The organism is Enterovibrio baiacu (genome assembly GCF_004120195.1).
Classification (GTDB): domain Bacteria; phylum Pseudomonadota; class Gammaproteobacteria; order Enterobacterales; family Vibrionaceae; genus Enterovibrio; species Enterovibrio baiacui.
This window is the reverse complement of the sequence record NZ_SCHN01000008.1, coordinates 463,480-489,354: the sequence shown is the minus strand read 5'-3', so window position 1 is coordinate 489,354 and position 25,875 is coordinate 463,480. Positions and strand designations below refer to the sequence as shown.

The following is a 25,875-nucleotide window of genomic DNA, read 5'->3' as shown; positions in this document are numbered from 1 at the left end:
ACCTTCATTTCACTAAAAATAGGGAAAGGAGATCTATTCGTAGATCTCCTGGTTTTTTATTTTTACTTTAATGCGTCTTCTTTATTTCCGGTCATGACAAAACTTAATTGCCCGCCCGCTTTCAGATCTGAGTGTTTAAATGAGAAGTTGTTATTTAGAGGCTTGCCATTAATGGCAACAGATTTCACGTAGATATTCTCTTCGCTGTTGTTTTCCGTTGTGATGGTGAATGAACCGCCATCAACGGGGATCACTGCTTTATCGAAGATTGGGCGCGTGATGGTGTAAGACGGATCCGCCGGCGTCACTTGGTAGAAGCCCAAGGCGTTCATCACATACCACGCCGACATTTGGCCAACGTCTTCATTACCAATCAGGCCTTCTAACGTTGGGTGGTAGAACTCATTCATTGCACGGTTGACAATTTCCTGTGTTTTCCAAGGTTCTGCGGTCCAGTTGTATATCATTGGCACGTGGTGGTCAGGTTCATTGCCCATCACGAACTGGCCGATGTAGCCAGACATGTCATGAGACTGGCTGGTGTCAGCGTTCGAGTTGGCATTGAACAGCGCATTCAAGTTTGCCAATAGCGACGCTTTACCTTCTGCTGTCAATGCTTCTGGGGTGTCGAAGTCAGCGCGAACATTGTTCTGACCCGCCATCACATTGCCAAGGCCATTGATGCTGTGCGGTGCAAACCACGTCCACTGCCACGTATTTCCTTCGGTGAAATCTTCACCACGGTGCTCGGCGCGGTAAGGCCAGAACACATCGTTTTCTGTCAGGTTTTTGCGGTCTTTACACGTGTTGTAATCCAAGCCTTGCGGGATAGACAGTGCCAGATTTTCATCCACACAATCCGCTTTCAGGTTGTTCGCGAAAACCTTCTCACCGTTTTGGTTGTAGACCGGGCGCATAAAGCCCGTCGCGCCAAGTGAGTTGCCTTTGCTGTCTTTGAGCTTGCCGTAAAACTCTGGGTTGTAATCAAAGTAGTTTTTGAATGACTCAGAACGCTGCATGTAACGCTCAAATGACGCGTCATCACCTGCCAGTTTGGCGATCTGCGCGACTGTCCAGTCGTAGTAGGCATTCTCCAAACCATATGACACAGATTCGTTCACCAGCCCGTCATATTTATCTTCAGAAATCCCGTTCACGTATGCGGGTTTGTCGCCGGCGTCCGCCGCCCATTTCGCATTCGCAGGAATGTAACCGAGCGCTTCTTGGTAATTGTTGTGGCGCGTCATGACGGTGAAACGCTTGTCACCAGACCATGCATCTTTGTAAGGCACCCAACTATCAGTTTTATCTAGCGAGAAATCGAGTGTGTCATTCGCCGCTTGGATCGCGAGTTCAAAATGATCCTGCGTGAAGGCTTCAGGGTGTTTCACCATGATGTCCGCAATAACAGAAACCGCAGGATGCCCGACCATTTCTCCAGTGTAATCCGAGTGAAGTTCCCATTTAGGCAGCACGCCGCCTGTTTTGTATTTGTTCAGCAAATCGTGTGCGTATTCCACAGCACGTGATTTATCAATGATGGTTTTTAGCGGGTGCGCGGCACGGAACGTATCCCACATTGAATACACCGAGTAGTTCACCAAACCGTCTTCTGCCTGATGCACTTTGCCATCCATGCCACGATATTTTCCGTCTACATCTTGGTAAACGAATGGCGCGACATAGGTGCGGTAAAGCGAGGTGTAGAACATGGTTTTATCGGCTTCTTTGCCGCCTTCCAGTTCAAACTCACCCAAAATTTCAGCCCATGAGATACGGTTTTTCTCTACCACAGCATCAAAGTTGAAATCGTTTGTGTCCGCATTCAAGTTATTGATAGCACCTTCCACACTAGTGCCGGAAATTGCCACTTTGACTGTGATTGGTGCATCACCTTTGCCGAAGTTCAGGTGTGTCATCACATCGTTTGCGCGCTTGGCGAGACGCTCCGCATCTGGCTCAGGCTCGCCCGGCATTGGCTGATGTTCTGCGTAGCCACGGTAGTCTGCCAACCCCACTTCTGTCGCATCGACTGGGCGCAATTTGCTTTCAGAGGCCAGTTTCGCGTAAAGGTTTTCTTCAACGATAGATTCAGAGAACTCAGCAACGAAGAAAACCGTCTGCCATTGTCCCCATTCGTTTGATGTACGCGCGCCCACCACCGTGGTGTCGTTCAAACGCTTGTAGTAAATATTGCGAGAGTGGTTACCATAGGTTTCCAACAACTCGTGTTGTAGGTCGATACGAACTTTACGGTCTTCGCCTTTTTTGAAGGTGTAACGCTGGAACGCCACGCGATCAGTCGCCGTCAGTTCCGCTTTCACACCCGTCTCTTTTAATTCCACCGAGTAGTAACCCACTTCTGCGGTTTCTGTGTCTTTGTTGATGGTTGGTGCGTCGGTGTTAAAGCCTGTGTAGGGCAAGAAGGCGAAATCATTCAGATCACCTTTACCTGCACCTGAAATGTGAGTCATGGTGAAACCAGAAAGCAGCGCATTGGTTGGGTCATACTCAGAGGGAGAACCTTTGCCATTCCACCCGTTAGGATCGAAGTTGTCTGGTGACGGTTGGATCATGCCTTCCGGCATGACAGGTGACGGGTTCACGTTACCCAACCCTTTCGTCCCGATAAGCGTATCAACATAATTCAGTACAGAAAGATCAGGCTGCGGCAAGGTACCGATATGTCCACTGTTGTCCGATGAACTGGAATTACAGCCCGCTAACGCAAAAACGATCGCCATAGAAAGCACAGACTTTTTGTTTATCATTTTCGACCTATATAGTGTTAGAAACGTATTGGATGATTGTTTTTGGCGTGATCGAACCCCTGCCGATACCGGCATAAGATTTTTGAATCGCGCTCTCATTATTTATTTGTAAATCGTTTTCATAAAAAAACCGCCCGACACTTAAACATGTCCACATTGCTTAAATATCTTTTGGGCGGTTTGTATTACTTTTATTTACCCACTTCTCATTCGTGAGTAGTTTAATTCCGACTTTGTTTTTTCTTTATTCCCTCCACTTTTCAAGGGGAGGGTTAGGGAGGGGTTAAGCGGCCTTGATAACGACACTCAAACTCAGGCCAATCATCAGACAAAGAGCACCCCCTCCCAGCCTCCCCCTCGAAGAGTGGGAGGAGCAAGTGCAAATCTTTTAAAGATTCGCAGCCATGGCCTCTGACTTATCAGCGGTCATCACGAAGCGAAGTTCACCACCCGCTTTAAACTCTTCGTGTTTAAAGGTGTTGAATTTATCCAAAGGTTTGCCGTTGATGGTGACGGATTTCACGTACATGTTGTCCGGGCCGTTGTTTTCAGCAATAACCGTAAACTTGCCATCGCCAATCGACATGGTGGCTTTGTCGAAGATTGGGCGGCCAATGCTGTACGTTGGGTCAGTCGGTGAAATTTGGTAGAAACCAAGGGACGACATCAAGTACCACGCTGACATTTGGCCAACGTCTTCGTTACCAATGATGCCGTCTGGCGTTGGTTTGTAGAATTCGTCGTAAACCTGATCCAAGTATTCCTGTGTCTTGTAAGATTCTTGGGTGCGGTTATACAGGTAAATCACGTGGTGTGAAGGCTCGTTACCATGAATGTATTGACCGATATAGCCCGTCATATCTTGGTGAGCTTCACCACCGTTTGGATCAGCATTGAACAAATTATTGAGTTTCTGGTTCAGACCCTCTGTGCCGTCCATTATTTCGGTCAGCTTGTCCAAGTCCTGCATGAACGCCCACTGCCACTGCCATGCGTTACCTTCGGTGAAGTAGAACGCATCCGCTTTATAAGGGCTGAAAGTGTCAGCGCTGTATTTGAATGCACAAACATCGCCATCTTTCGTCTCTGTAGGAACAAAGAAGCCAACACTTGGATCCCAATGCTCTAGAGAGTTATAAGAACGCGCTTTGAATTCGTCATAGGTTTCCATATCGCCAGCGGCTTTCGCCATTTCAGCAATGGTCCAATCGTAGAAAGAGAACTCAAGCGAGTAAGACACGGAGTTCCAGTTTGGAACGCGAACACACTTCTCTTTGATGTGGTAGTTCAATTGACCCGCCATTAGCGCAGTCAAAATACCATCGTTGATTTGCGGGAAGTCATGTGGGCGGTAGTGCGCCGACTTCACCGATGCTTCAAGCGCTTGTTCTGCATCCACCAAACCTTTGGTAACCGCATCACCAAGGATTGCCGTTGATGGGTAGCCGATCATGGTGCCCGTTTCAGATCCGTGACCTTCCCACTTAGGCAGCATGCCGAACTCGTCGTTTGATTTACGGATCAAATCTTCCGCGTACAAAGTGGCTTGCTTCGGATCAATGATGGTCCAGAATGGGTGAACCGCACGGAAGGTATCCCACGTTGAATAGATGGAATAGTTCGGCGTGTCGCCTTCTTCCAAGGTGCGAGTGGTGCCAAGCATATCCACGTAGCGACCATCAACGTCATAAAATTCAATTGGCGCGATCATCATGTGATACATGCCCGTGTAGAAGTTGGTCTTTTCTGCTTCTGAGCCACCTTCCACTTTCACTTTTGCAAGCTTCTCAGCCCATGCGAATTCCGCGTCTGATTTCACTTTTGCAAAATCAAACGTCGGTGCTTCTGCTTCTAAGTTTTTCTGTGCGCCGTGCCAGTTAACAGGGGAAATACCGACGCGAATTTCAATCGATTCCTCACCCGCACCAAAGTTTAGGAATGCCGTTAAATCATCACCTTGATAGACGGCGTTGTGACGCATATCAGTAGTCGGTTCGCCACCGTCTTTACCCAGAATGGCGCTTGCTACAGGCTGGTTAAACTTCGCGTAGAAGAAGATGTCATGACCTTGGTGATCTTGACCTTGGAACCAACCCGTTGACGATTTACGACCGCGAATGGTGTATTCGTCGATGACTTCAATTTTGTTTTTCAGCGACTTACCGCCGTTAGGCAACAAGGTATGGCCTAAGTCGAACTTGACGTTGCGCTCAGCACCTTTCGCAAAGGTATACTTGTGCAAACCAACGCGCTTTGTTGTTGTAAGTTCGACGTCGATGTTGCCGTTGTTCAGTTTGGTTTTGTAAAAACCTGCCGTGGCAATTTCGTTCGACTTATCAAAGGTATTGATGCCGTGATCATTCAAGTCTGAATAAGGCAAAACAAGAATGTCGCCTAGATCGGTAGCACCCGTGCCTGACAAGTGGGTATGCGAGAAGCCGTATAGCGACACGTCAGTATCAACAATTTCGCCAGTTTCATAGTTGGATGAATCCCAGTAACCCGATGCTGAATGCCACGCATTTTGGCCAGCTTCATGGCCTACTTCTGAGCCAATAAACGTATCTGGTGAAAGTTGAACCATGCCCGCAGGAACAACCGCACCTGGGAATGTGTGGCCCGATGCAGCGGTACCAATCATTGGATCGACGTATTTCAATACCGCTTTATCGATAATCGACACGGATGGAATAGAAATGCTAGGTTCTGAGGTGTTGGAATCTGAATTACAGCCAACAACAGACAAAGCAAGGGCTATAGCGAGTGCACAAGGCGCTAACTTGATGTTCATTCTTCTACCTTTTTTAAAAAAGGTGCCGCAGGGGGATGCAGCACCTGAAAACGTAATTGGGTATTACAAAGAGAGCTCAGACTGCAGGTAGCCGATGATTTCAGCTTCCGTCGTCATTGTTTTTAGGGTGTTGCGGAAAGATTCGTGGATAAGTTTGCGCGCAAGGCCAGAGAAAATGCGCATGTGCTGGTCGCCTTGGTTTTTGTTAAGCGTCAGCATGATGACAAATTCGACTTCGCCGTCTTCGTCGTCGCTCCAAATCACAGGCTTGTTCAAGCGAGCGATAGAGATGGACGAATGCGCAATGTTGTCTGATTTGGTGTGTGGGATCGCAAAGCCATTGCCAAGACCTGTGGTGAACACAGACTCACGCGCCCAGATATCCGCTTCTAGCTCGTTCACCAAGTGAGTACGACCGCGCACACCTAGGTTGCCCACCAGCGTTTGAATCGCTTCTTCTTTGCTGTTGAAGTCGCAATCAAGCAGCACACATTCAACATCTAGCAGTGGCTTATCTTCTTGAGACTGCGCGAAGACATCTAGCAGTACCTCAACATCGGCAATCGTCGCGCAATCACACGCTGCATTGAACAGTGCTTTACACGCTTCACTGTCAAACTGACGAAGTGCCGCTTTGGTTGGTGCAATGCTTGGCGCCGCCATGCTTAGTTCGTTCAAGCCAGCGCCTACAAGCAATGGCAGCACTTTCTTGTTCGCGCCTAGCTCACCACACAGGCCAACCCATTTGTCGTACGCTTGTGCGCCAGAGACCACCGCGCGAAGTAAGCGCAGGAATGACGGTGCTAGGCTGTTGTAAAGCTTGGCAACGTTGTCGTTGTCACGGTCAACTGCCAGCAAGTATTGAGTCATGTCGTTTGAGCCAATACTGAAGAAATCCACTTCTTTGCAGAACTGATCCATGATGAATGCCACGGATGGAATTTCTACCATGATGCCCAATTCAATCTCGCCGAATGGGGTGTTGTCGCTCACCAATTCCGCTTTCACGATCTCTAGCTGCGCTTTCACCCAACGGATTTCTTCGATGCTTTGAATCATCGGGATCATCACTTTGGTGTGACCGTATTGCGCCGCACGCAAAATCGCACGAAGTTGGGTGTGGAACAACGCGAGGAATTGTGGGTAGATACGCACCGCGCGGTAACCCAAGAACGGGTTGTGCTCGTGTGGCAGGTTCAAGTAATCCAGCGGCTTGTCACCACCGATATCCATGGTGCGGATAATCACGGCTTTGTCACCCGCGGCTTCAAGCACTTCTTTGTACGCATCAAACTGCTCTTGTTCGTCAGGTGCCGTGCTGCGATCCATGAACAGCATTTCAGTGCGGAAAAGACCAATGCCTTCCGCGCCTTTCGCAAACGCCGATTCCGCTTCTACGGTACACGCGATGTTTGCTGCGATTTCAATCTTGTGACCATCTTTGGTCTGCGCTTGCAGGTTTAAGTATTCGCTTTCGGCGGCTTTTACTTGCTCTGCCAGCCACATCGCACGTTCGAAGTAGGTTGCCACTGCATCAGAAGGTGCGAGTGCCACGATACCTAGGCCACCATCAACAAATTGGATTTCGCCTTCGTGCTTCGCACATGCGTCAATTTCAACGCCAGATACCGCAGGGATGTTGAATGCGCGCGCCAAAATGACAGTGTGCGAGGTAGAACCTGCTTGCGTCAGGATCAGACCTTGCAAGAATTCACGATCTAGACCCAAGAACTGGCTTGGCGTCAGGTCGTTAGCTATCACGATTGACGGTTCAGTCAACGTGAATTCAGTCGACACTTCAACGTGCGGGTGCGCCGTCATCAGCAATTGCAGTGCGATGTCTTTGATGTCTAGCACACGCTCTTTCAGGTATGCCGAAGACGACTGCATCAAGGTTTCAGTGATGGCTGCAACGGTCAGAAGAATCGCTTTCGCCAGCGACTCACCGTTTGACACAAAACCCGACACTTTTTCGTTCAAGGTTTCATCGTTCAAAATGCCCAAATGCGCCTTGATGATTTCTTTTTCTTGGCCGCTTGCCAGTTCAGCCTTATCAATCAAGGTTTCGGTCACTTGCTGCTTCGCTTGTTCAAAGTTCAGCGTTGCGGTTTCTTGCTCGAACACTGACAGTTCGATCTCGTTGTAGCGAATCAGTTTACCCTTGGCGATACCTGCAGACAGGCGCTTCGCGCGGATAAGGGTTGGGTTATGGTTCATCAGTGATTGTGGCAGCGTCACATCGCCCTCATCCATCACCACCAACTCTTCGTCACAATGCGGGAATTCTTCACGCAGGTAGGTCGCCAACACATCAAATGCGGCTTCTGCGTCATCACCTTCGATGATCAATGAACACGGGTCGTTCAACAGGGTGTCTGTACCCACCAGCGACAGGACACTTTTTGCTGAACCTGTGTTTTCGTTACGCAGGTTTTTCAGCGTGATGTCACTGCTAAATTGACGGCAAACCGCTTCAAGCTGGTTTGCTGGGCGAGCGTGAATACCGTTTGGCAGTTCACAGGTAAATGCGACTTCTTTTTTCATTGTGTTCACTTAAATTTTTTCAAAAGAGATAGGGGGTGATTGATGGCGTCTTGCACGGAAACGATAGTGGGATTTTTCCCTTCATAACGATCGCTTTCTGCCGGGCTAATTTCAGTGGCCAACAATATAAAATCTGCGGAATCAAACTCGCGTTTGGAGATCTTGTTCTCGATACCCATCGCGCCTTGGGTTTCAACTTTGATGTTGATGGAGAGTGCTTTAGCGGCTTCGATGAGGCGATCTGCGGCCATGTAACAGTGGGCAATTCCGGTATGGCATGCAGTGATAGCGACGACGTTCATGTGCTCTACTTATCGTTTGATTCAGACAGGCTCATGCTAAGGGAGTATCAGGATTCCAGACAGATGAAATATCTCGCATTTACTGGACAAAAGTAGCCGTAAATTCATTGTGTGAATTCGGTCACCGAGTCAAAACTGACTCACTATCTTGTTGAGAAATAAAGGTTGTGATCTTGGTTCACTTATAGGGAGGTTACTGTGCTACGAAGGGTTGAAGCCGCAAACCACGGGGAATTCACGACAAAATCGCCTGCTTATCTATGCAAATATTCAGCCAACGAGCCCGTCTACAGGGACGCAGAGCCATGAAAGCCGTGTCTTAAAAATAATGCTATTTTGTGTGTTTTATTGCTGGATTCAACGCACCTAATTTCACATCTAAGAAACCCCGTATTTTACCCAGCGCTACGGCGCTGAGAACCAAGGTTTCGCACCGGAAACTGCTACGCTGCACTCATAGAACTTGGATAAGGTCTCCGAATGCTGGTCTCCACACCACCCCCTCATGCTGAAAAGATGTTTCGCCGTTTCTTACATCAACCGCTGGTTTCTCAGTGCATCATCTTTTTGGGACTATGGGCGAGTTACTACCTGTCGTCTTTTTTTGAAATTGAAGAAACGGGCTTCTTTGTCATTTCCTTTGTGAATGCGTTTATGGTGGCGACGCTCTTTCACCGCGGTATTTTTGCACTTCCTGCCATTTTTTTAGCCATGCTGACGCACGGGCTGTTTGCCTCCGATTTACGCTGGAACGAAGTGTTACTTTTTTCCTGTGTGCTTCCTATCGCCCCTGCACTCACGACCTTTGCTTACAACCACATCACGCTTCGCATCAGGCAACGCAGTGTGCCGCTGAAAGCGGGGATTTATTTCTTCTTGTTCGCTATTATGCTGCCCATCTTCAATGCCTCCTTGCTCTTTCTGGTGGCATCCACATCCATCATCGACGTGGATACACCCTTTATTTTCTTCTCGTCCATTAGTATCGAGCTCACGCACTTGGTGATCACGCCATTAATGTATGTTGCCCTTGTGTACGTGTTTAGAGACCACGCCGACGCGTATATGCGGTTGGACAGACAACTGTTCGAAAAAAACCTTACGGTTTGGACGTATTATCTTTGGCTCGCGCTGTCATTAACATTGGTCTGTGTTTCCGTTCTTATCCCTTATTCCCTCCTTCTTTTCTCCATCTGCTTCTTTCTGCTTATTTTGGTATTCATGGGACTGGGCAGATTCGGTATTTTGCGTCCGATGGTGGTGGGTGCCATCGTTACCTTGGTCATGGTTTACGAAGCCGTAATTTGGGTGAACATCACCGATGACATAGACGAGAATTTTCTCGGCTTATTGGAGGTATTAATCCTGTTTTCCGTGCTTGCCTACATACAAGGTAGCGACAGTATTCGCAGCTTTATGCTCAACCAAGAACGACTAAGGAAGGAGAGAATTGACCCCTACACAGGGCTGTATAATTTGGCACAGCTGAAAGAGGATTTATCGCACATTGATGAGCCGGTGCTGGTCTACTTAGATTTAAAAACCACCATGCAAAACCTGACCGGTATTGGGCACACCGGGCAGGCTCAGTTTCTGCGCCAATTAACCAAGCATTTCTTTACCGCACAGCCGAGCATTCTTCGCTTTTATCGGCCACCGTTTTCTGTCGGTTTAATCTATATCGAATCCTTAAAACCTGACATGAATGACGACCTTGTCGCAATCAGTGACCTTTGCGATAACTTTCAGTTCTTTTGGCAAGGCACGTCCATTTCGTTGTTCTCTCACACCCTGCATTGCTGCAAGCTCAGTAACAAAGACAACGTGGAAGAAACCATTTCTGTATTCTGCGACCAACCGACTTTTCATGACCATAAAATTCGCTGGTTTGATGATTCTGATTTGTCCTCTCACAAGTTCCTGAGGCTCAATTCCGTGCAGAGAGCGCTGCGTGAAGACCAGTTCGAACTCTACTGCCAGCCCTACCGCAATCTCAAAGATCCAGACACCATCAGCAGCAGTTTTGAAGTGTTACTTCGTTTAAAGCAGGACAATGCCAACCCACTCGAACCGGACGAGTTTTTTCCGATGATCAACGAATTCGGATTGGAAGCGACGCTCGATAAATGGGTGATTGCACACACCTTCGAAATGCTCGCCACTCAGCTCAACAATTGGGATTTAGTGAATCGCTGTGCCATTAATCTCACGGCGAAGTCGTTGGGCGACGAAGGCTTGTCTGACTTTGTCATTCAAAAAGCCAAGGCGCTTTCAATTCCGCTTTACAAAGTGTGTTTTGAAATCACCGAATCTTCCGCGATCGAAAATGAATCACTCACGATTGCAACCGTCCACGCCCTAAGAAAAGCCGGATGCAAAATTGCCCTCGATGATTTCGGCACCGGATACGCGAGCTTTTCTTACCTTCGCCGTATTCCGATTAATGTGCTGAAAATCGATGGCGAATTTGTGCGAAACCTCCCCTCCAACGATGCCGATCAATTGATTGTTCAATCGGTACAATTACTGGCGGAAAACATGCGACTCACCACCGTTGCGGAATACGTCGAGACCGATAAACATGCGCAGATTCTGACGCATCTAGGAATAGATTTTGCTCAAGGGTTTGGCATCGCGAAACCAAGACCGCTGAGGGAGCATATTAGGGCGTTGAATGGGGAGTAACTAGGAACGAGATTTGAGATTGCGAGAATAGAGCAACAGAACAAAAAGCAAAATCCTTAAAACAAAACGAGAAGCGGAGAATACAACTCTCTTCTCGCATCTCGCACCTCTTATCTCGCATCTCCTCACTCAACTCTCATGATCTTCGGACGCATTCCGCTCCAATTGCTGAATCAATGCTTTCGCCGCTTCCTTTGGCGAATCGGCATGGCAAATCGCGGAGACCAACGCAATGCCTGACGCGCCTGTGGCGATAACAGCTTCGAGATTTGAGGCGTTCAAACCGCCGATAGCAACAATGGGATACGCGCTTTGCTTTACCGCGTTTGCAAGGCCATCAATGCCCCACTCTTTTTTGATGTTGGTTTTGGTTGGCGTCGCAAATATCGCGCTTAAACCGAGGTAATCCACGGGCAAAGATTCAGCGTCCAGCAGCTGCTGTTCAGTTTCTATGGACAACCCAAGCAACTTATTCGCACCAATCAACGTCCTTGCGATGTCAGCAGGCATATCAGATTGCCCTAGGTGGACACCGTCAGCATCCACAGCCAGCGCCACATCCACGCGATCATTGATAATAAGAGGTACTCCGGTGCCTGCCAAAATGGCTTTCACTGCTGCAGCGCGGGCAATGAATTGACGCACATCGCCGCTTTTCTCTCGCACCTGCACCATGGTAACGCCGCCGGCAACGGCATCTTTCACCACGCGTTGAAGTGTAGCGAGATCTTGGTTGTCGTCTGTCACCAAATACAAACGATACGGGTTAGGGGGAGACATTGAATTAGAAGTATTCATTCTAGCCTTCTGACCCCATATTTACTGTCAGTCGCAAGCGTTGCTTCAGGGTCTCTTCATCGAGTTGATAAAGCGCATCGAGAAGATGCATTTGCAGACTGCCCGGCCCTTTCGCCATCTCTGCGGCCATCTCACCCGCCACGCCCATCACGGCAGCCGCCGCTAATCCAGACTTTTCACCTACTGCGGCAAACGCACCTGTTAATGCAGAAAGCGAACAACCCATGCCTGTCACGGATGGCATCATAGGGTGGCCATTATTTAAGGTGATATACCCCTCTCGCGTCACGACATAATCCGTTTCACCCGAAACAACCACCTGACAACGATAGGTTTCTACCAGGTATTTAGCGGCATCTAACGCTTCGTCGCTGCTGTCTTGCGCATCGACCCCTTTGGTGTTCCCTTGGTGCTGAATACCCGCCAACGCAATAATTTCAGAGGCGTTACCTCGAATGATCAACGCATCAGCAAGGTGGGCGATTTGTCGTGAGGTTTCCGTGCGAAGTTTACTTGCGCCGCACCCGACGGGATCGAGCACCACAATCTTGTTGTTCGCATTGGCTTGTTCTACCGCAAACAGCATGCGCGGAACCCAAACGCTGTCTAGCGTGCCAATATTGACCACCAGCGCCCCGGCAAATGACATCATCTCGGCCATTTCTTGCGTTGAATGCGCCATGATGGGCGATGCTCCAACGGCCAACAATGCATTCGCGGTGTTGTTCATGACCACATAGTTGGTGATGTTCACCACCAACGGTTTAGACTCTCGCACCGCGTTTAACGCTGAAATAACGGTGTTTACCGCATCCGTGTTTGTTTTTGGAATACCTGAATTCATAGTGCCTCCACTCGCATGATTAGAACTGTTTTAACTCAACACATTTAACTCGAGCATTAACGCAGCGCTGAGTGGCCCTCAAAAAAGTGATTAACAGGCCCATGGCCTTTTCCGATGTTCAGCTCATCCGCATGGGCGATGGCTTTCGAGATATACGACTTAGCGAGAATCACTGCGCGCTCTAGGTCATGTCCTTGTGCCAAGTACGATGCAATGGCAGAAGAAAGCGAACAGCCTGTGCCGTGCGTGTTTTTAGTGTTGGTGCGTTTCGCACTGAGGGTTTCAACACGGTCGGAGAAAATCAGTAGATCGTTACTGTTTTCGTCTTGTTCGAGATGCCCGCCTTTTAGCAACACAGTCTTCGCACCCAACAAACGCAGGTCGTCGATCATGGCTTGCATGTCGGTTTCGCTGTTTGGCAACGTTTTATCAGTCAGCGCTGCGCCCTCAGGCAAGTTGGGAGTGATGATATCCGCGAGAGGAAGCAGTGCATTTTTAAGGGCGCGAATCGCGCTATTCTCCAACAGAACGTCACCGCTGGTTGCCACCATGACAGGGTCAACCACCAGATATTGAGGCTGATACTGACGCAATTTGTCCGCCACCACCTTGATGATGTCAGCATCCGCCAACATGCCAATTTTCACCGCCACGATATTGAGGTCGGAAAACACCGCATCGAGTTGATGGCTAACGTGTTCAACGGGAATGGGAAAAATGGCAGATACGCCTTGTGTGTTCTGAGCGGTAATCGCGGTAATGACCGAACAGGCATAGCCACCCGTGGCTGAAATGGCTTTGATATCGGCTTGAATACCCGCACCACCACCACTGTCAGAGCCAGCAATGGTCAATACAATAGGAGTAGGTGAAACCGGAGAAGAAGGTGTGTTTGGATTTGGCATCATAATGTTCCCAAACCAACGCACAGGAACAGAATCTCGCTGATGGAAGGAAAGCACAGGTGGAATCGCAACCAGCGTGACAATAGTTCCCTACGTCAGTATTAACTGAATCAGGTTCAACGGGTCATGCATGCAAGTCTTTCAACTCGCACTGCACTCTCAGCCAACAGGCTCCCCGACTATCGCCAAAATCATATCAAGTAACCCGAAAGAGTCCTAACGTATTCCGCCATGTATCAGTGATCTGTCTTTCAATTCAGATAGTCCCTGCTGGCCTCTGCGAACCATTGAATAACATGCGCAAACTCAGCGCGATTGTCCTTGCCTCGCGGGTAAAACACATTCAGCCCGATAGAGACGCCAGCCATTGCCTCTTTGGGGCTAACCTCAACGATATCCCCAGCCTTTAAATACGGCGTCATCGTGTGTTCAGGCATGACCGTCCAACCATGATGTTTGACTAACTCACATAACAAATCGCTGTTGCTTACCACATGCAGACGTGGCGACACCTGCGTAAATCGCATGTTCATATTGATAAAGTTTTCGGTGATGTATTGCGTCTCCGATTGCAGTAACGCCATGGTAACGAGAGAGGCTTTAGCTAGCGTGGAATTCGCCCCTGCGTAGCATCGCAGCTTAATGTCACCCAAGGTTTGCCAGGTGACATCGATTTCCGTGAAGATTTCCCCACGGTTAGGCATTAACGCGAAGTCTGCCTCTCCGTTTTCTAACATCATCAGCGCTTCTTGCCGAGTGCGGTGCAACCAGTTCACTTTCATGGTGGGGTAATGCGCAATCACCTCACCTTCAACGCGTGCCATCAACGCAATCGGCACGACCACATCATAGGCAATGTTGAGGGTATGAATATCGCTGTTGAACAAGGCTTGGCTTTGTGCAAACAGCGCGAGGTTTTGCTTTTCCACCACCTTGGCGTAGAAATATAACTGCTTCGCCTTATCCGTTGGAACAGCCTTGCGCCCTTGGATCTCAAACAGCGAATAGCCCAACACATCTTCATACGCCATGACGTGTTCACGCACCGTGGTACGTGATTTAGTCAGCATTTTTGCTGCAGTGCTATACGCCCCGTGTTCGTACACAGCAATGAAGGCATTTAACTGTTCTAACGTGTGCATGTGATCCGTCACCCTCTACATTAACGCGTTTAACACCCAACACTTGAACGTAATACCCTATCAAAATGGACTTTCTTGTAAAGAATTAGACCTTAAAATGGCAGATATCAACACAATATGACGACCCACTTGGCTACTGCCTAATGAGGACACAATGAAAAAAACATCACGTTCTTGCCTGCCTTTTGCTGTTCTTCCTCTCGCATTGCTCACCAGTGTTGCCATTGCTGCCCCAGACATCATTTTGGTTAACGGCGATGTCATCACCATGACAGGCGAAAACGATCGCGCCCAAGCAATCGCCATCAAAGACGGCGTGATCGTTGCCGTTGGTACAAACCGTGACGTGTTAAAAGAAAAACGCGGTGATACGCAAGTGAGAGATTTAAAAGGGCAAACGGTAACGCCAGGATTTATTGATGCACACGGTCACTTTGCACAGTACATCCCCCTCATTGAAAGTGAATTTCTCTACCCCGCGCCAATGGGGACGGTAAATAGCATTGATGATTTGAAAACACAGATGGAAAACTATTTCTCTAAACCAGATTTAGACAAAGACATCCTACACGTTGCCTTTGGGTACGATGATGCTGAGTTAGAGGAAAAACGTCACCCCACTAAAACCGAGCTCGATGACATGAGCGGCGATTACAATTTCTGCGCTGTGCACGTGTCGGGCCACCTTGCAACCTGTAACTCTGCTGGCCTTAGCTTTATTGGCTATTCACATGACTCATCTAACCCAAGCGGTGGCGTGATACGTCGAGATAGCCAAGGCGTCATGACGGGCGTGCTCGAAGAATCCGCTGTTTATGCGGTGCTAGGTGCATTGCCAGCACTCTCTGCTGAAGATGCTGTGCGCAAGTTCGTCAAAGTCCAAGATATGTTTGCGCGTCACGGCGTGACAACGGCGCAAGAAGGGCTCGCCACATTACCTACTGTGCACGTCATGAAAAGCATGGCAGAGAATGATTTGCTGAAAATCGACATGTTGGCTTACGCGAAATGGGTGGACCTGCAAGAAGCCGCCAACATCATGCCGATGGGTAGCACCATCAACGGTTTCACACTCGCAGGTGTAAAAATGGTGGGCGACGGTTCACCACAAGGCAAAACCGCCTACTTGTCATCGCCGTATTATGAGCCCCCACACAGCCATGCGTATGACTACCACGGCTACCCTGTGCTCACGCAAGATGAAATGGACCATTGGGTAGATACTGCCTATCAACTGAATGCGCAGATCCTCAGCCACAGTAATGGCGATGCCTCTGCCGACATCTTGCTAAATGCGGTCGAAAAGGCCGATGCTAAGCACGGTAAAAAAGACCGGCGCACCGTTGTGGTTCACGCCCAAACCACACGTTTAGATCAAATCAAACGCATGAAGAGCAACGACATGATCCCGTCTTTCTTCCCTGCACACACTTACTTCTGGGGTGATTACCACCGCGATTCGGTGTTAGGGCCATGGCGCGCAGCGAACATTTCTCCGATGGGGTGGGCAAATTCCAACGACCTGCCTTTTACCATCCACATGGATGCACCTGTGCTGTTTCCAGACATGATGACCAACATGTGGTCCGCGGTTAACCGTGTAACACGAAGTGGAGACACCCTTGGCGAGCACCACAAGATAAGCCCTTATCAGGCGTTGGAATCCATCACGCTTACCGCGGCTTATCAGAACTTTGAGGAGAGCGACAAAGGCAGCATTGAAATCGGAAAACGCGCTGACTTGGTCATCTTGGACAACAATCCACTTTCCGTTGACCCAATGGACATTCGAGATATCAAGGTGCTTGAAACCATCAAAGACGGAAAGACCATTCATACACAAAGCTAACGCGCATTCACCGAACCGAATACGCCCTAGTCCCCTCCACTTTTCAAAGGGAGGGGTTAAGCGGCAGCGTTCACGAAACTGATGCCCAGCACCTCGCACCTCGCACCTCGCACCTCGCACCTCGCACCTCGCACCTCGCACCTCGCACCTCGCACCTCGCACCTCGCACCTCGCACCTCGCACCTAAAAGCATCTATCCATCTGAATTTAATAGATATAATTAATTATCAAAAACATTCCAACAATATGAAAATTTAGTCTTAAACCTTGCTCGGTTACTACTTGCTGACAATCTAGGTTTGCCTGATAATCGCCCCCGATATCTCTCCCATTTTTGCACGTCCCTCTTTGTAGGATCCCGGATTGAACACATTATTGACCTCACTTGGCACGCACTGCGATGCGCACTTTTTTGGCCGCTTGATCAGCATAGGTCTGCCTATTGCGCTGCAAACCATGCTGTTTTCCAGCCGAAGTTTGGTCGACATTTTGATGCTGGGTCAGCTTGGCGAAGCAGATGTCGCGGCCATTGGTGTGGCAGGTAAAGCCCTGTTCGTGGCCACCATCTTGATTTTCGGTGTCACCACAGGCGGTTCGATGCTGACGGCCCAATACTGGGGTGCTGGGAACATGGAAGGCTTCCGCCGCAAAACCGCCCTGACGGTTGTCATGACATCGGCGGTGGCGAGTTTGTTTGCACTGATTTTCTTGTTCATGGCCGATCAGGTGATGGGACTGGCGACTAAAGATCCCGCGGTTATCGCCCTAGGCGCGGAATACTTACAAATTACAGGTGTGGCGATGATCACCGTCGCGCTCGGTAGCAGTTTGTCTGTCTCTCTTCGTGCGATGAACAAACCCGCCATCAGCACGTGGTTTAGCTTTGTGGGTATCAGCCTCAACATCGGCTTGAACTGGATGCTCATCTTTGGCCATTTTGGTTTCCCCGCCATGGGCATTGCAGGTGCAGCATGGGCAACCTTGATCAGCGGTATCGTCGAAGTAGGCTTGTTCTACTTATACGTGTACCGCAAAAACTTGGCCGCGGCTTTTAACCTTCAACACATCGTTGAAGCCTTTGAGCCAGAAGGCATGAGGCGCTTTATGTCGCTGTCTCTGCCGACAGCCGCAAACCACCTGATTTGGTCGAGCGGCATCTTTGTCTACCATGCGATTTTGGGGCAAGCCGGCGTAGAAGGGTTAGCCGCCCTATCGGTAATCACACCGATTGAATCGTTCGCCCTCGCGTTGTTGATTGGCTTATCGAACGCAGCCAGCGTCGTCATGGGTAATCAGCTCGGCGCTAACCGCTTAGATGTGGTGTATCCGCAAGCATGGGGCATCGCGGTATTTAGCTTTGTTGGTGCCGTGCTTATCGCGGCAGTCATGCTGCTGGTCTGCCAACCTGTATTGAGTTTATTCTCCGCCCTGTCGCCAAGCACCATGGCGCTAACCGAGAAATTCTATTGGGTGTTTGCAGGCATGCTGGTGTTGAAATCCGTGCCAATGAGCATGATTGTCGGCGTCCTTCGCGCCGGTGGCGACATTCGTTACTGCCTATATCAAGACATCGCCGCCCAATGGATGATTGGCATCCCCATCGTCGCCTTCGCCGCGTTTGTACTAAAGCTGCCGCTGGAGTGGGTTTATGCGCTGTTTGCCGTAGAAGAAGTCGTGAAATGGATAGGGTCGATTTACCGCGTGCGCGCGAAGGTGTGGATTAAGAATTTGGTGGGGGTGTAACCTCTTCCACAAACAACACATGGAAAAGCCTCTCCAATTTTTATAAGCCTCGCACTGACGAGGCTTTTCAATTTCTATTCGGCAGACATTCCTTTATATCCAAATAAAAATACTCAAAATTGATACAAACAACTAGACAGTTGAATAAGTGAAAGCAGCCACTTATGACACAAATGTTATCAATTACAACAAAATATGACCGCTGACGCATGACAAGCCGTTAACTTGCATTGTCTCGCAAATAATACAGTTCAAATTCATTATCATTTCAAAAACAACCACGAAACAAAAACAATGACGCCGATTTTAATTCCAAGGGATCGGATAAATGTTGAAAACCAAACCCTCCATCTTAGCTTTTGCACTGGCTTCGATTCTCGTGGGTTGTGGTGGCTCAGAGGATGAACCATCCAACTCTACCCCCAATGTAGAAACACCAGAAACGGGTGAAACAGAAACGGGTACGCCACAAGTTCAAAAAGCCAGCCTTCAAATCGTGTCAGGAAAGCTGACAACACCCGATTACACGGGAATTTCTGATGCTCAAGTCTCCATCAGTATTTTAAATAAATCTGAAGAGTCGCTCTACCAACAGACAGCAACAACCGATTCCAACGGCCTCTTTGAAGCAATGCTTCCTCAATTTGAAAACGCTGATACAGCGACTTCAATCATCGTTAGCTTCGACAAATCTGGCTTTACCAGCGGTGAAAAGTTATTCAGCGTTGATAATAACTCCGTAGCAGTGAATGCAGATGCTGTCATCTCTCCTGTCGTCGTCAAATCATTCAAAAAGCAAGATCTAGAAATCGTGGCGAGCAACAGTGAGAAAAGAACTGTGACCTTTTCTCTGGTCTCTGACGTCAGTGGGCGAAAAGCCATCCAAGCGGGTACCCCGCTTGCCATGTCAGCGACTGAATCGAATCTAAAAATTGATCTTCCCATTGACGCTATCGGAGAAGATGTTGAAGCCCTCAACGTCGAAATGGCTCACTTTGATTCTTCAAACACCACAGATATACAAGCTTTCCCTGGTGATTTTGTGGGGTACGGGGAAACAGAAAATCAAGGGGTTGGAACGAACTTTAGCGTAGACAATGCCGATGCAGATCCTTACCGATTAATATCAACCACTTTTGCCCAGATCTCTATCACCGACCAAAACGGTGACTTGCTACCAATTTCAGAAAGTCTATCGGCATCGGGCGATACACCCACCGTTCAAGCATTTGTCTCTCCAAGTGCATACAAAACCATCACCGAAGATGTTGCGTCTGAAATTAATGGCATCCAAGTACCCATTTACGTTTACCGCTCAAGTAAATGGGAGTTCGTGGGTAACGGAAGCCTAACCAATGCAGCAGGTGATTTCATTGAGGCAAACCATACGCCAGGTGCGTTACCGGAATACTTAGAAGGATTAAGCCATTCTGTTTACGTAAGCATTCCTGTGACAAGTGCCAATCAGTGGGTGAAATGGATCAACCTTGACTGGCCAATGTTTGCTGAACCAACACAAACGTGTGTCACGGGTGAGCTTTCCTATGAACGTGGTGCAGCGCACAGCGGAAACGTAATACTCACACTGCCTGACGGCGGTACCGAGTGGACATATGCCGATTACGAAGGACGCGTATCGAACACGTTCCAAGCAGTTGAAGGTGCCGCAAGCGGTTACCAAGTACACGTCTATAACCCGCTCACCAATGAAAGTGAAGTTTACCAACCATCAGTGGTCTCGGGTGGCGAATGTGATGTCAATATTGACGTCACCTATGAACTCATCAACCCCTATCAGTGTTCCATTTCGGGCACGTTGTTTGAACCTGATGGCGAGACAACTATTCCAAACACTTGGGTACAATCAAACCTAGTCGGTACGCGTTTCTCTACCGTTTCAGATGAACAAGGGCAATTCTCATTGTCTTCAAACTGTGAGGGGACGGCAGAATTAAGAGCCTTTGGCCAAAACGTGACCATTACGCTACCTGATGGCCTTCAGCCGGGCGACACGCACACCAATGTTGCCTTAATTCGCCAAAATCAAGCACCGAGCATTTCCGTTTGGCAAAGTAATAAGCGTGACTACCGCGTCTCTGACGGAGCTAGCTTCTATCACTGGGTCTATGACCAAGACGGCGATGAATACACCTACGAAATCACATGCAGTGAAGGGTGTTCTTTTACCGAGTCCGGGCGATACGTAAAAGTGAGTTTTGCCAATGAAGGCATCCACACTGTTTCCATTACCGCCACAGACGAATACGGTGATAGTGCGACAAAAGACGTTGTTTACGATGTCAAACCTGACGGTAATATCGCCCCAGAGATACTCGGTTTTGATATCAATGGCCAACGTTATTCACCCAATGGTTCAATCACTGTTGTAGAAGGCGAGAACATCACACTTGATGTCATCGCAATTGATAAACAAGGTGATGCAATTTCGTATACTTGGGAAAACAACCCTCAAGGAAATTGCGAAGCAGCAAGCTGCGACTACGCCTCTCCTTCAGCATCAACAGGCAACATTGCGATTAATGTCACCGCAACCGATGACAACGCTGAGCCAAAGTCTTCTGACTCAGAATTCACCATACTTGTTGAAGAAAACCAAGCGCCAGAGGTCCTGCTGTCTTCAGCCGCCAACACCCTATGGACAGCTAGCCAAGTTACACTCAGTGATTGGCGCGTTCGGGCCGTTGTAAAAGATGACCAAAACGCAGCGCCAAACTTCGCTTGGAGCTTCATTGATAGCAAGGGCGAAGAAAGCAATGCATTCACCACCGATGACAAAAAAGCCACATTGGCTGAAGGCGATGCGGTTCAAGCCGGTGAATACATCATTAGAGCTACTGCAAGCGATAACCTTGGCGCTGTCACCATTGAAGAAACAAGACTGCTGGTTCGCGAAGACAGCGCACCAACGCTCGATCTCGTCGCGTCGACACTCAGTCTGCAAATCACCGACAAAGGGGAAGGCATCGAAGACATTCTCTTTGAAGCCACATTTGAAGATGATAGAACGCCGCTTGAGTCACTTTATGTTGACTGGACATTCCCGGCAGGTATTTCTTTAGAGATTGCAGAAGACAACCAACAAGCAACCTGGCTCGCGAACAACCTTGTTGAAGGCATCACGGATATCACCGTGTCAGTGACAGATGCATTTGGTCAAACAACATCTCAAACGCTGTCCATTGATATTCAAATTGCCGAAGACCTCGCCCCAGACGTCACCTTGAATGCAAGTCACACCATGGTCGACATCATTGACGCGGAACAAGATGCCCATGATGTCATCTTCACCGCACAAATTGACGACGACTTTACCGACATCGAAAACCTCACCATTGAGTGGGCAACGGACAACGGTGTGTCATTGGTCGTGTCAGAAGACAAAACCCGCGCGACCATGTTGAAAGACGCATTGGTGGATGGCGACACGGTTGTCTCTGTTATGGCGACCGATGCGTTCGGCCAAGTCACCACGAAATATCAAACGCTGACCGTCAACATTATCGAAAATGCAGCCCCTGAAGTTTCACTCGTCGCCAGCCACAACCGTGTGGATATGATTGAAAATGGTCAAGGTGCACACGATGTTACGTTCACAGTGACCTACAGTGACGACCTCACCGCATCAGATGCTCTTGAGGTGACATGGACAGCAACCAACGGGATCAACCTCCAAATATCTCAAGATGGGAAAACAGCGACGCTTCTTGCCGCTGATTTGTACGCAGGCGAAACCTTGATCACTGTCTCTGTTACGGACGAGAATGGCGCTGAATCATCAGACACTCAGCAACTCATTGTTGTGATGGAAGATGATGCAAGCCCAGAAGCCAGTCTTTCCGCCAGCCATACTGAGATTGAAATCCCAGCAAACGGTGAAGGGTCCGAAGACGTGACCTTTACGTTGACTGTCAGTGACGACTACACACCAACAGAAGACCTGCATATTGCCTGGTACACCAGTACTGGCGCAAACCTTCGTGTGTCGGATGATGGAAAAACAGCCGTACTTCCGGGCAGTGCACTGCAAGGTGGCATTGTCACCGTCTCTGCATCTGTTACCGATGAAGAGAGTCAAACGACCACTGCCCTCTATGACCTGAGCGTCAACATTGCCAACGATGAATGGCCGCTGGTTAATCTGGAAGCCGACCATCAGTACGTCGAAATCTATGAAGATGGCACCGGCGCGAACGATGTTGTATTTACCGCAACCTTCTCTGATGACAACACCAACAACGAAGATCTTGATGTCTTCTGGACATCCTCAAGCCCTTCACCGTTTATCTTGTCTCAAGACAACACACAAGCCACGATCAAAGCGGATTCATTGGTCGAAGGCGAGACCACGATGACGATAGAGGTCTTTGATTCTGCAGGTCAAAGTACAGCAATTTCCCTCACCATCAATGTGGTACTCATCAACGATGAACACCCAGAGGTCCAGCTTAACGCAAGCCACAGTGACATCATTGTGGGTGAAAACGGACTGAACGCCACAGACGTGACCTTCTCTGCTGTCGTCTCAGATGACCGCACGGACGCACAACAACTTGAGATCGTATGGCAGGCCAATAATGGCGCATTCGTCGAAGTAGGCAGCGATGGGCGCACGGCAAAGATCGACGCGCAAGAGCTCTCTGTTGGCGAAACGCAAATCACCGTTACCGTCACTGACGAAATGGGGCAGTCATCCGTTGCCACTCACACCTTAACGATAAGTGTCGATCAGCAACCTGACATTCAACTCACCGCAAGCCATGACGCAGTCACAGTAGGAGAAAGCGGCCAAAACAAAACCGATGTGATATTCACCGCATCCGTTTCAGACGACCTCACTGACGCTCAGCAACTTGTCATTGAGTGGGATGCCAATAATGGGGTCTTTATCGACGTAGAGGCTGATGGACGCACAGCAAGAATAGCTGCCAACGAATTGACTCAAGGGCAAACGGTCGTGACTGCAACCGTCACTGATGAAAGAGGCCAATCATCGACAGCCACACGCACTCTTGTTGTCAGCGTTGACCAACGCCCAGAGATCACCTCTCTCACGGTATCAGCAAGCACACAGCTTGTGCCTGTTGGCGAGAAGAATAATCAGCCCGTACTGATCACCGTCTTGGCGAACGACGATAGAACATCCGACCTGCCAATCACATGGGAAACCGATACAGGTCTTCAACTTGAATCGCTGGGTAACACCTTGTTGATTCAAGAAGGGCTATTAGGCGCTGGCAGTTACCAAGCGACCGCGACAGTCACAGACGAGCTCGGTCAAACAGCATCACAGTCAGTCAGTTTTAGCATCACCGAGCAAAGCGGCAACATCGGCGTCGAAATCGAATAATTTTCAAAAGGAATTGAATACATGAAGCACTACAAACTCAACCCCATTGCAGCCGTGGTCTTAGCATCTCTTGCACTCACGGGCTGTGGTTCAGAAAGCAGCACCGAACAAGCTGCTAATACAGTAGAAAACGCCGTCGTCGACGATGTAACCAACGGTGCCGTTGATAGCGATAGCGCATCAACCGTCGCAGCCACAGCGTCGATTTCTATTGGCGTTAAGTTCCCACAACCGGACATTAATGCCGCTTGGATTGGCGATTCCACCAGCATAGAAGTGCATTTTTTCGACACGGAGATAATAGGCAGTCTTGCTGACATCGATACGGTGTTTGAACAACAGGAAGAGTGCACGTCTGAAGACAACTTCGATGGTGAATTCACCATTAACGGTAAGCGCATGTTTTGCGATGACCTTAACCAAGATTTACTCAAAGGTCAGTACGCCACACAAGTGACCCTCACACCAACCGAGTCACGCGCAAACCTTAGCCTTGTGCCAGGTAAATACCGTGTCGAAGCGCGCTTCTTTGACAGCCAGAGCCAACTCCAAGAAACCAGCGTCAGCCACGTTACATTGTCAGGCGGTACACATAACCTCAAATTACGAGGCATGGAAGCAACGTGGACAGCTGACGAACCGCTCTCATTGGCATTGCTTAATACCAATGCGTTGGATTGGGACCCTAAAAAAGACGGTGTGCAAACAGCAGCTGAAACGCTCGGTGTGAATGGAAACCTCGTCGGTCTGCACCTACCGAGCATTCTTACCTACAAAGGCGGTCTTCAGCCAAATAAAGATTGGTCTGGCGAGTTTCTGCAAAATGCCGGTGTCTTTTCGCACTCAGATCTTAAACCAGAAGACTTCGCGACAGCGTTTCAACCCATACTTCGCGTTAACGACGCGGGTAACGTTAAAAACATCTTCCCAGATGATTTTAGAATCGTCGAAGATATCTACCACTCAGAAGGTTGGCTGAATGGACAAAACTATTTCTGGGTTGAGTCATCTGTTGGCGTGCTTCGCCAACAATACACCGCAGAAGGTGATAACTACGGGATTCATTTAGGCTCAAAAGTCATTGGGGTGACTGGCTGGGAAGACAACCTTTGGGAAGGCCGTTTTGCCGTACTCGAGTTCGGCCTAATGGACACCAGTGCTGAAGACGCATTCTATTCCATTGACTATGTATCGGATCAATACAACCAAAACACTGGTGAAAACATCACCGTTGCGACCATCAGTGAGAACGGCGGAACCGACAGCTTTTGGCGAGACGCTTATGTCTCACTCTCAGGCTTACCAACAAGCATCGTCAATGGCAGCACAGTCCGTGGTTATTTAATTGAATCCATCTCTGAAGAATCCAGTGTTGGAAACCAATCCGTTCAAACGGCCATGTACCTTAACGCAACCTTAGAGAAAATTGCCGTTGCAGAAGGCCTAAAAGCATCAAGTGCCGATGCCAATTGTACCGACCTAGAACTCGGCGGGGAAAGACAACAAAGCACGCAATATCGCTGGGACGAAGTAGAACAGCGCTGGGTTGCGGGCATGCTCAATACCGCCTATCAGAATGATAAGCTCGCCGTCGAAAGCCAAATTGACTCGATGGTGTTCAACCATGAAAACCAAATTGCGTATTACGAAAACGAAATCGTTAACTTTCCAGAGAATGAAGAGTTTTACCGCGCTGAGATACAAAGATATCAAGCAGAACTCATAGAGCTCGTCGGCGTTCGCGATGAGTTCATGACAATGATAGATCTCAACCAAGATGGCACTGCTACTTTGTTTGAAGACGGTGTGTTCCCGACCAATCGTTGGGCCAACCAAAGTTGTTATTTCAATGATAATTCGTGGAATCCAGACCGCCTGCCCGAAGATCCTGCCTTCTCTGTGGTTTGTGACGGCATTGACGTTCAACCTTCCGCATTAGGGGCAGTTTGGCAAGCAAGCGGCCAAATGTGTATTCAACCTTTCACCTTGCGCGCATCTCAACTCGACATCGAGTATGAAGTAGATGGCGACATCGTTGTTGAATAAACACCCCCTCAAAGGGCGGCTTCTGCCGCCCTTTCACTTTGTTAATTCCCATTTTCTAGGTGATGTTAACCACTGTCCTCTTAGCGA

13 protein-coding genes and 1 riboswitch are annotated in these 25,875 nt (G+C 48.9%); of the genes, 5 read left to right on the top strand and 8 right to left on the bottom strand.

Annotation, left to right across the window (positions count from 1 at the left end; all coding sequences use genetic code 11):
* Positions 1 to 62: 62 nt before the first annotated feature.
* The 4 genes from EQP46_RS09040 to EQP46_RS09025 form a co-directional block, all read right to left on the bottom strand.
* Complete coding sequence (locus tag EQP46_RS09040; protein ID WP_129493329.1) at positions 63 to 2,771, bottom strand: GH92 family glycosyl hydrolase; 2,709 nt, start codon at positions 2,769 to 2,771, stop codon at positions 63 to 65.
* 388 nt (positions 2,772 to 3,159) lie between these two features.
* Positions 3,160 to 5,562 carry a GH92 family glycosyl hydrolase gene (locus EQP46_RS09035; RefSeq protein ID WP_129493328.1) on the bottom strand — a complete coding sequence of 801 codons (2,403 nt, stop codon included), beginning with the start codon at positions 5,560 to 5,562 and terminating at the stop codon, positions 3,160 to 3,162.
* A 63-nt stretch (positions 5,563 to 5,625) separates the two neighbouring features.
* On the bottom strand, positions 5,626 to 8,106 hold the full coding sequence (ptsP, locus tag EQP46_RS09030) for a phosphoenolpyruvate--protein phosphotransferase (RefSeq protein ID WP_129493327.1): 2,481 nt from the start codon (positions 8,104 to 8,106) through the stop codon (positions 5,626 to 5,628).
* Between the two features lie 5 nt (positions 8,107 to 8,111).
* Entirely contained in the window at positions 8,112 to 8,408 is a 297-nt protein-coding gene (locus EQP46_RS09025; protein WP_026024905.1) for a PTS fructose transporter subunit IIB, read from the bottom strand.
* A 480-nt stretch (positions 8,409 to 8,888) separates the two neighbouring features.
* Between EQP46_RS09025 and EQP46_RS09020 the strand changes: the two genes are divergently transcribed.
* Entirely contained in the window at positions 8,889 to 11,093 is a 2,205-nt protein-coding gene (locus tag EQP46_RS09020; protein ID WP_129493326.1) for a sensor domain-containing phosphodiesterase, read from the top strand.
* A 129-nt stretch (positions 11,094 to 11,222) separates the two neighbouring features.
* Here EQP46_RS09020 and thiE read toward each other — a convergent pair whose 3' ends face one another.
* From thiE to EQP46_RS09000, 4 genes are all read right to left on the bottom strand, one after another.
* Positions 11,223 to 11,891 (bottom strand): thiamine phosphate synthase, encoded by a 669-nt coding sequence (gene thiE / locus EQP46_RS09015; protein ID WP_129493325.1) that lies wholly within the window; start codon positions 11,889 to 11,891, stop codon positions 11,223 to 11,225.
* A 1-nt stretch (position 11,892) separates the two neighbouring features.
* Entirely contained in the window at positions 11,893 to 12,735 is an 843-nt protein-coding gene (thiM, locus tag EQP46_RS09010; protein WP_129493324.1) for a hydroxyethylthiazole kinase, read from the bottom strand.
* A 56-nt stretch (positions 12,736 to 12,791) separates the two neighbouring features.
* Positions 12,792 to 13,640 carry a bifunctional hydroxymethylpyrimidine kinase/phosphomethylpyrimidine kinase gene (gene thiD / locus EQP46_RS09005; protein ID WP_129493415.1) on the bottom strand — a complete coding sequence of 283 codons (849 nt, stop codon included), beginning with the start codon at positions 13,638 to 13,640 and terminating at the stop codon, positions 12,792 to 12,794.
* A gap of 70 nt (positions 13,641 to 13,710) precedes the next feature.
* Positions 13,711 to 13,828, bottom strand: a riboswitch (TPP riboswitch).
* Between the two features lie 63 nt (positions 13,829 to 13,891).
* On the bottom strand, positions 13,892 to 14,782 hold the full coding sequence (locus tag EQP46_RS09000) for a LysR family transcriptional regulator (RefSeq protein ID WP_129493323.1): 891 nt from the start codon (positions 14,780 to 14,782) through the stop codon (positions 13,892 to 13,894).
* A 154-nt stretch (positions 14,783 to 14,936) separates the two neighbouring features.
* Here EQP46_RS09000 and EQP46_RS08995 point away from each other — a divergent pair, with 154 nt between their 5' ends.
* The 4 genes from EQP46_RS08995 (at position 14,937) to EQP46_RS08980 (ending at position 25,788) form a co-directional block, all read left to right on the top strand.
* Entirely contained in the window at positions 14,937 to 16,631 is a 1,695-nt protein-coding gene (locus EQP46_RS08995; protein ID WP_129493322.1) for an amidohydrolase, read from the top strand.
* 363 nt (positions 16,632 to 16,994) lie between these two features.
* Positions 16,995 to 18,374 carry an MATE family efflux transporter gene (locus tag EQP46_RS08990; RefSeq protein ID WP_129493321.1) on the top strand — a complete coding sequence of 460 codons (1,380 nt, stop codon included), beginning with the start codon at positions 16,995 to 16,997 and terminating at the stop codon, positions 18,372 to 18,374.
* Positions 18,375 to 18,702: 328 nt separating this feature from the next.
* Complete coding sequence (locus EQP46_RS08985; protein ID WP_129493320.1) at positions 18,703 to 23,742, top strand: PKD domain-containing protein; 5,040 nt, start codon at positions 18,703 to 18,705, stop codon at positions 23,740 to 23,742.
* 21 nt (positions 23,743 to 23,763) lie between these two features.
* A complete protein-coding gene (locus EQP46_RS08980) occupies positions 23,764 to 25,788 on the top strand; it encodes a hypothetical protein (RefSeq protein ID WP_129493319.1) in 2,025 nt (674 codons plus the stop codon).
* The last annotated feature ends 87 nt before the right edge of the window (positions 25,789 to 25,875 follow it).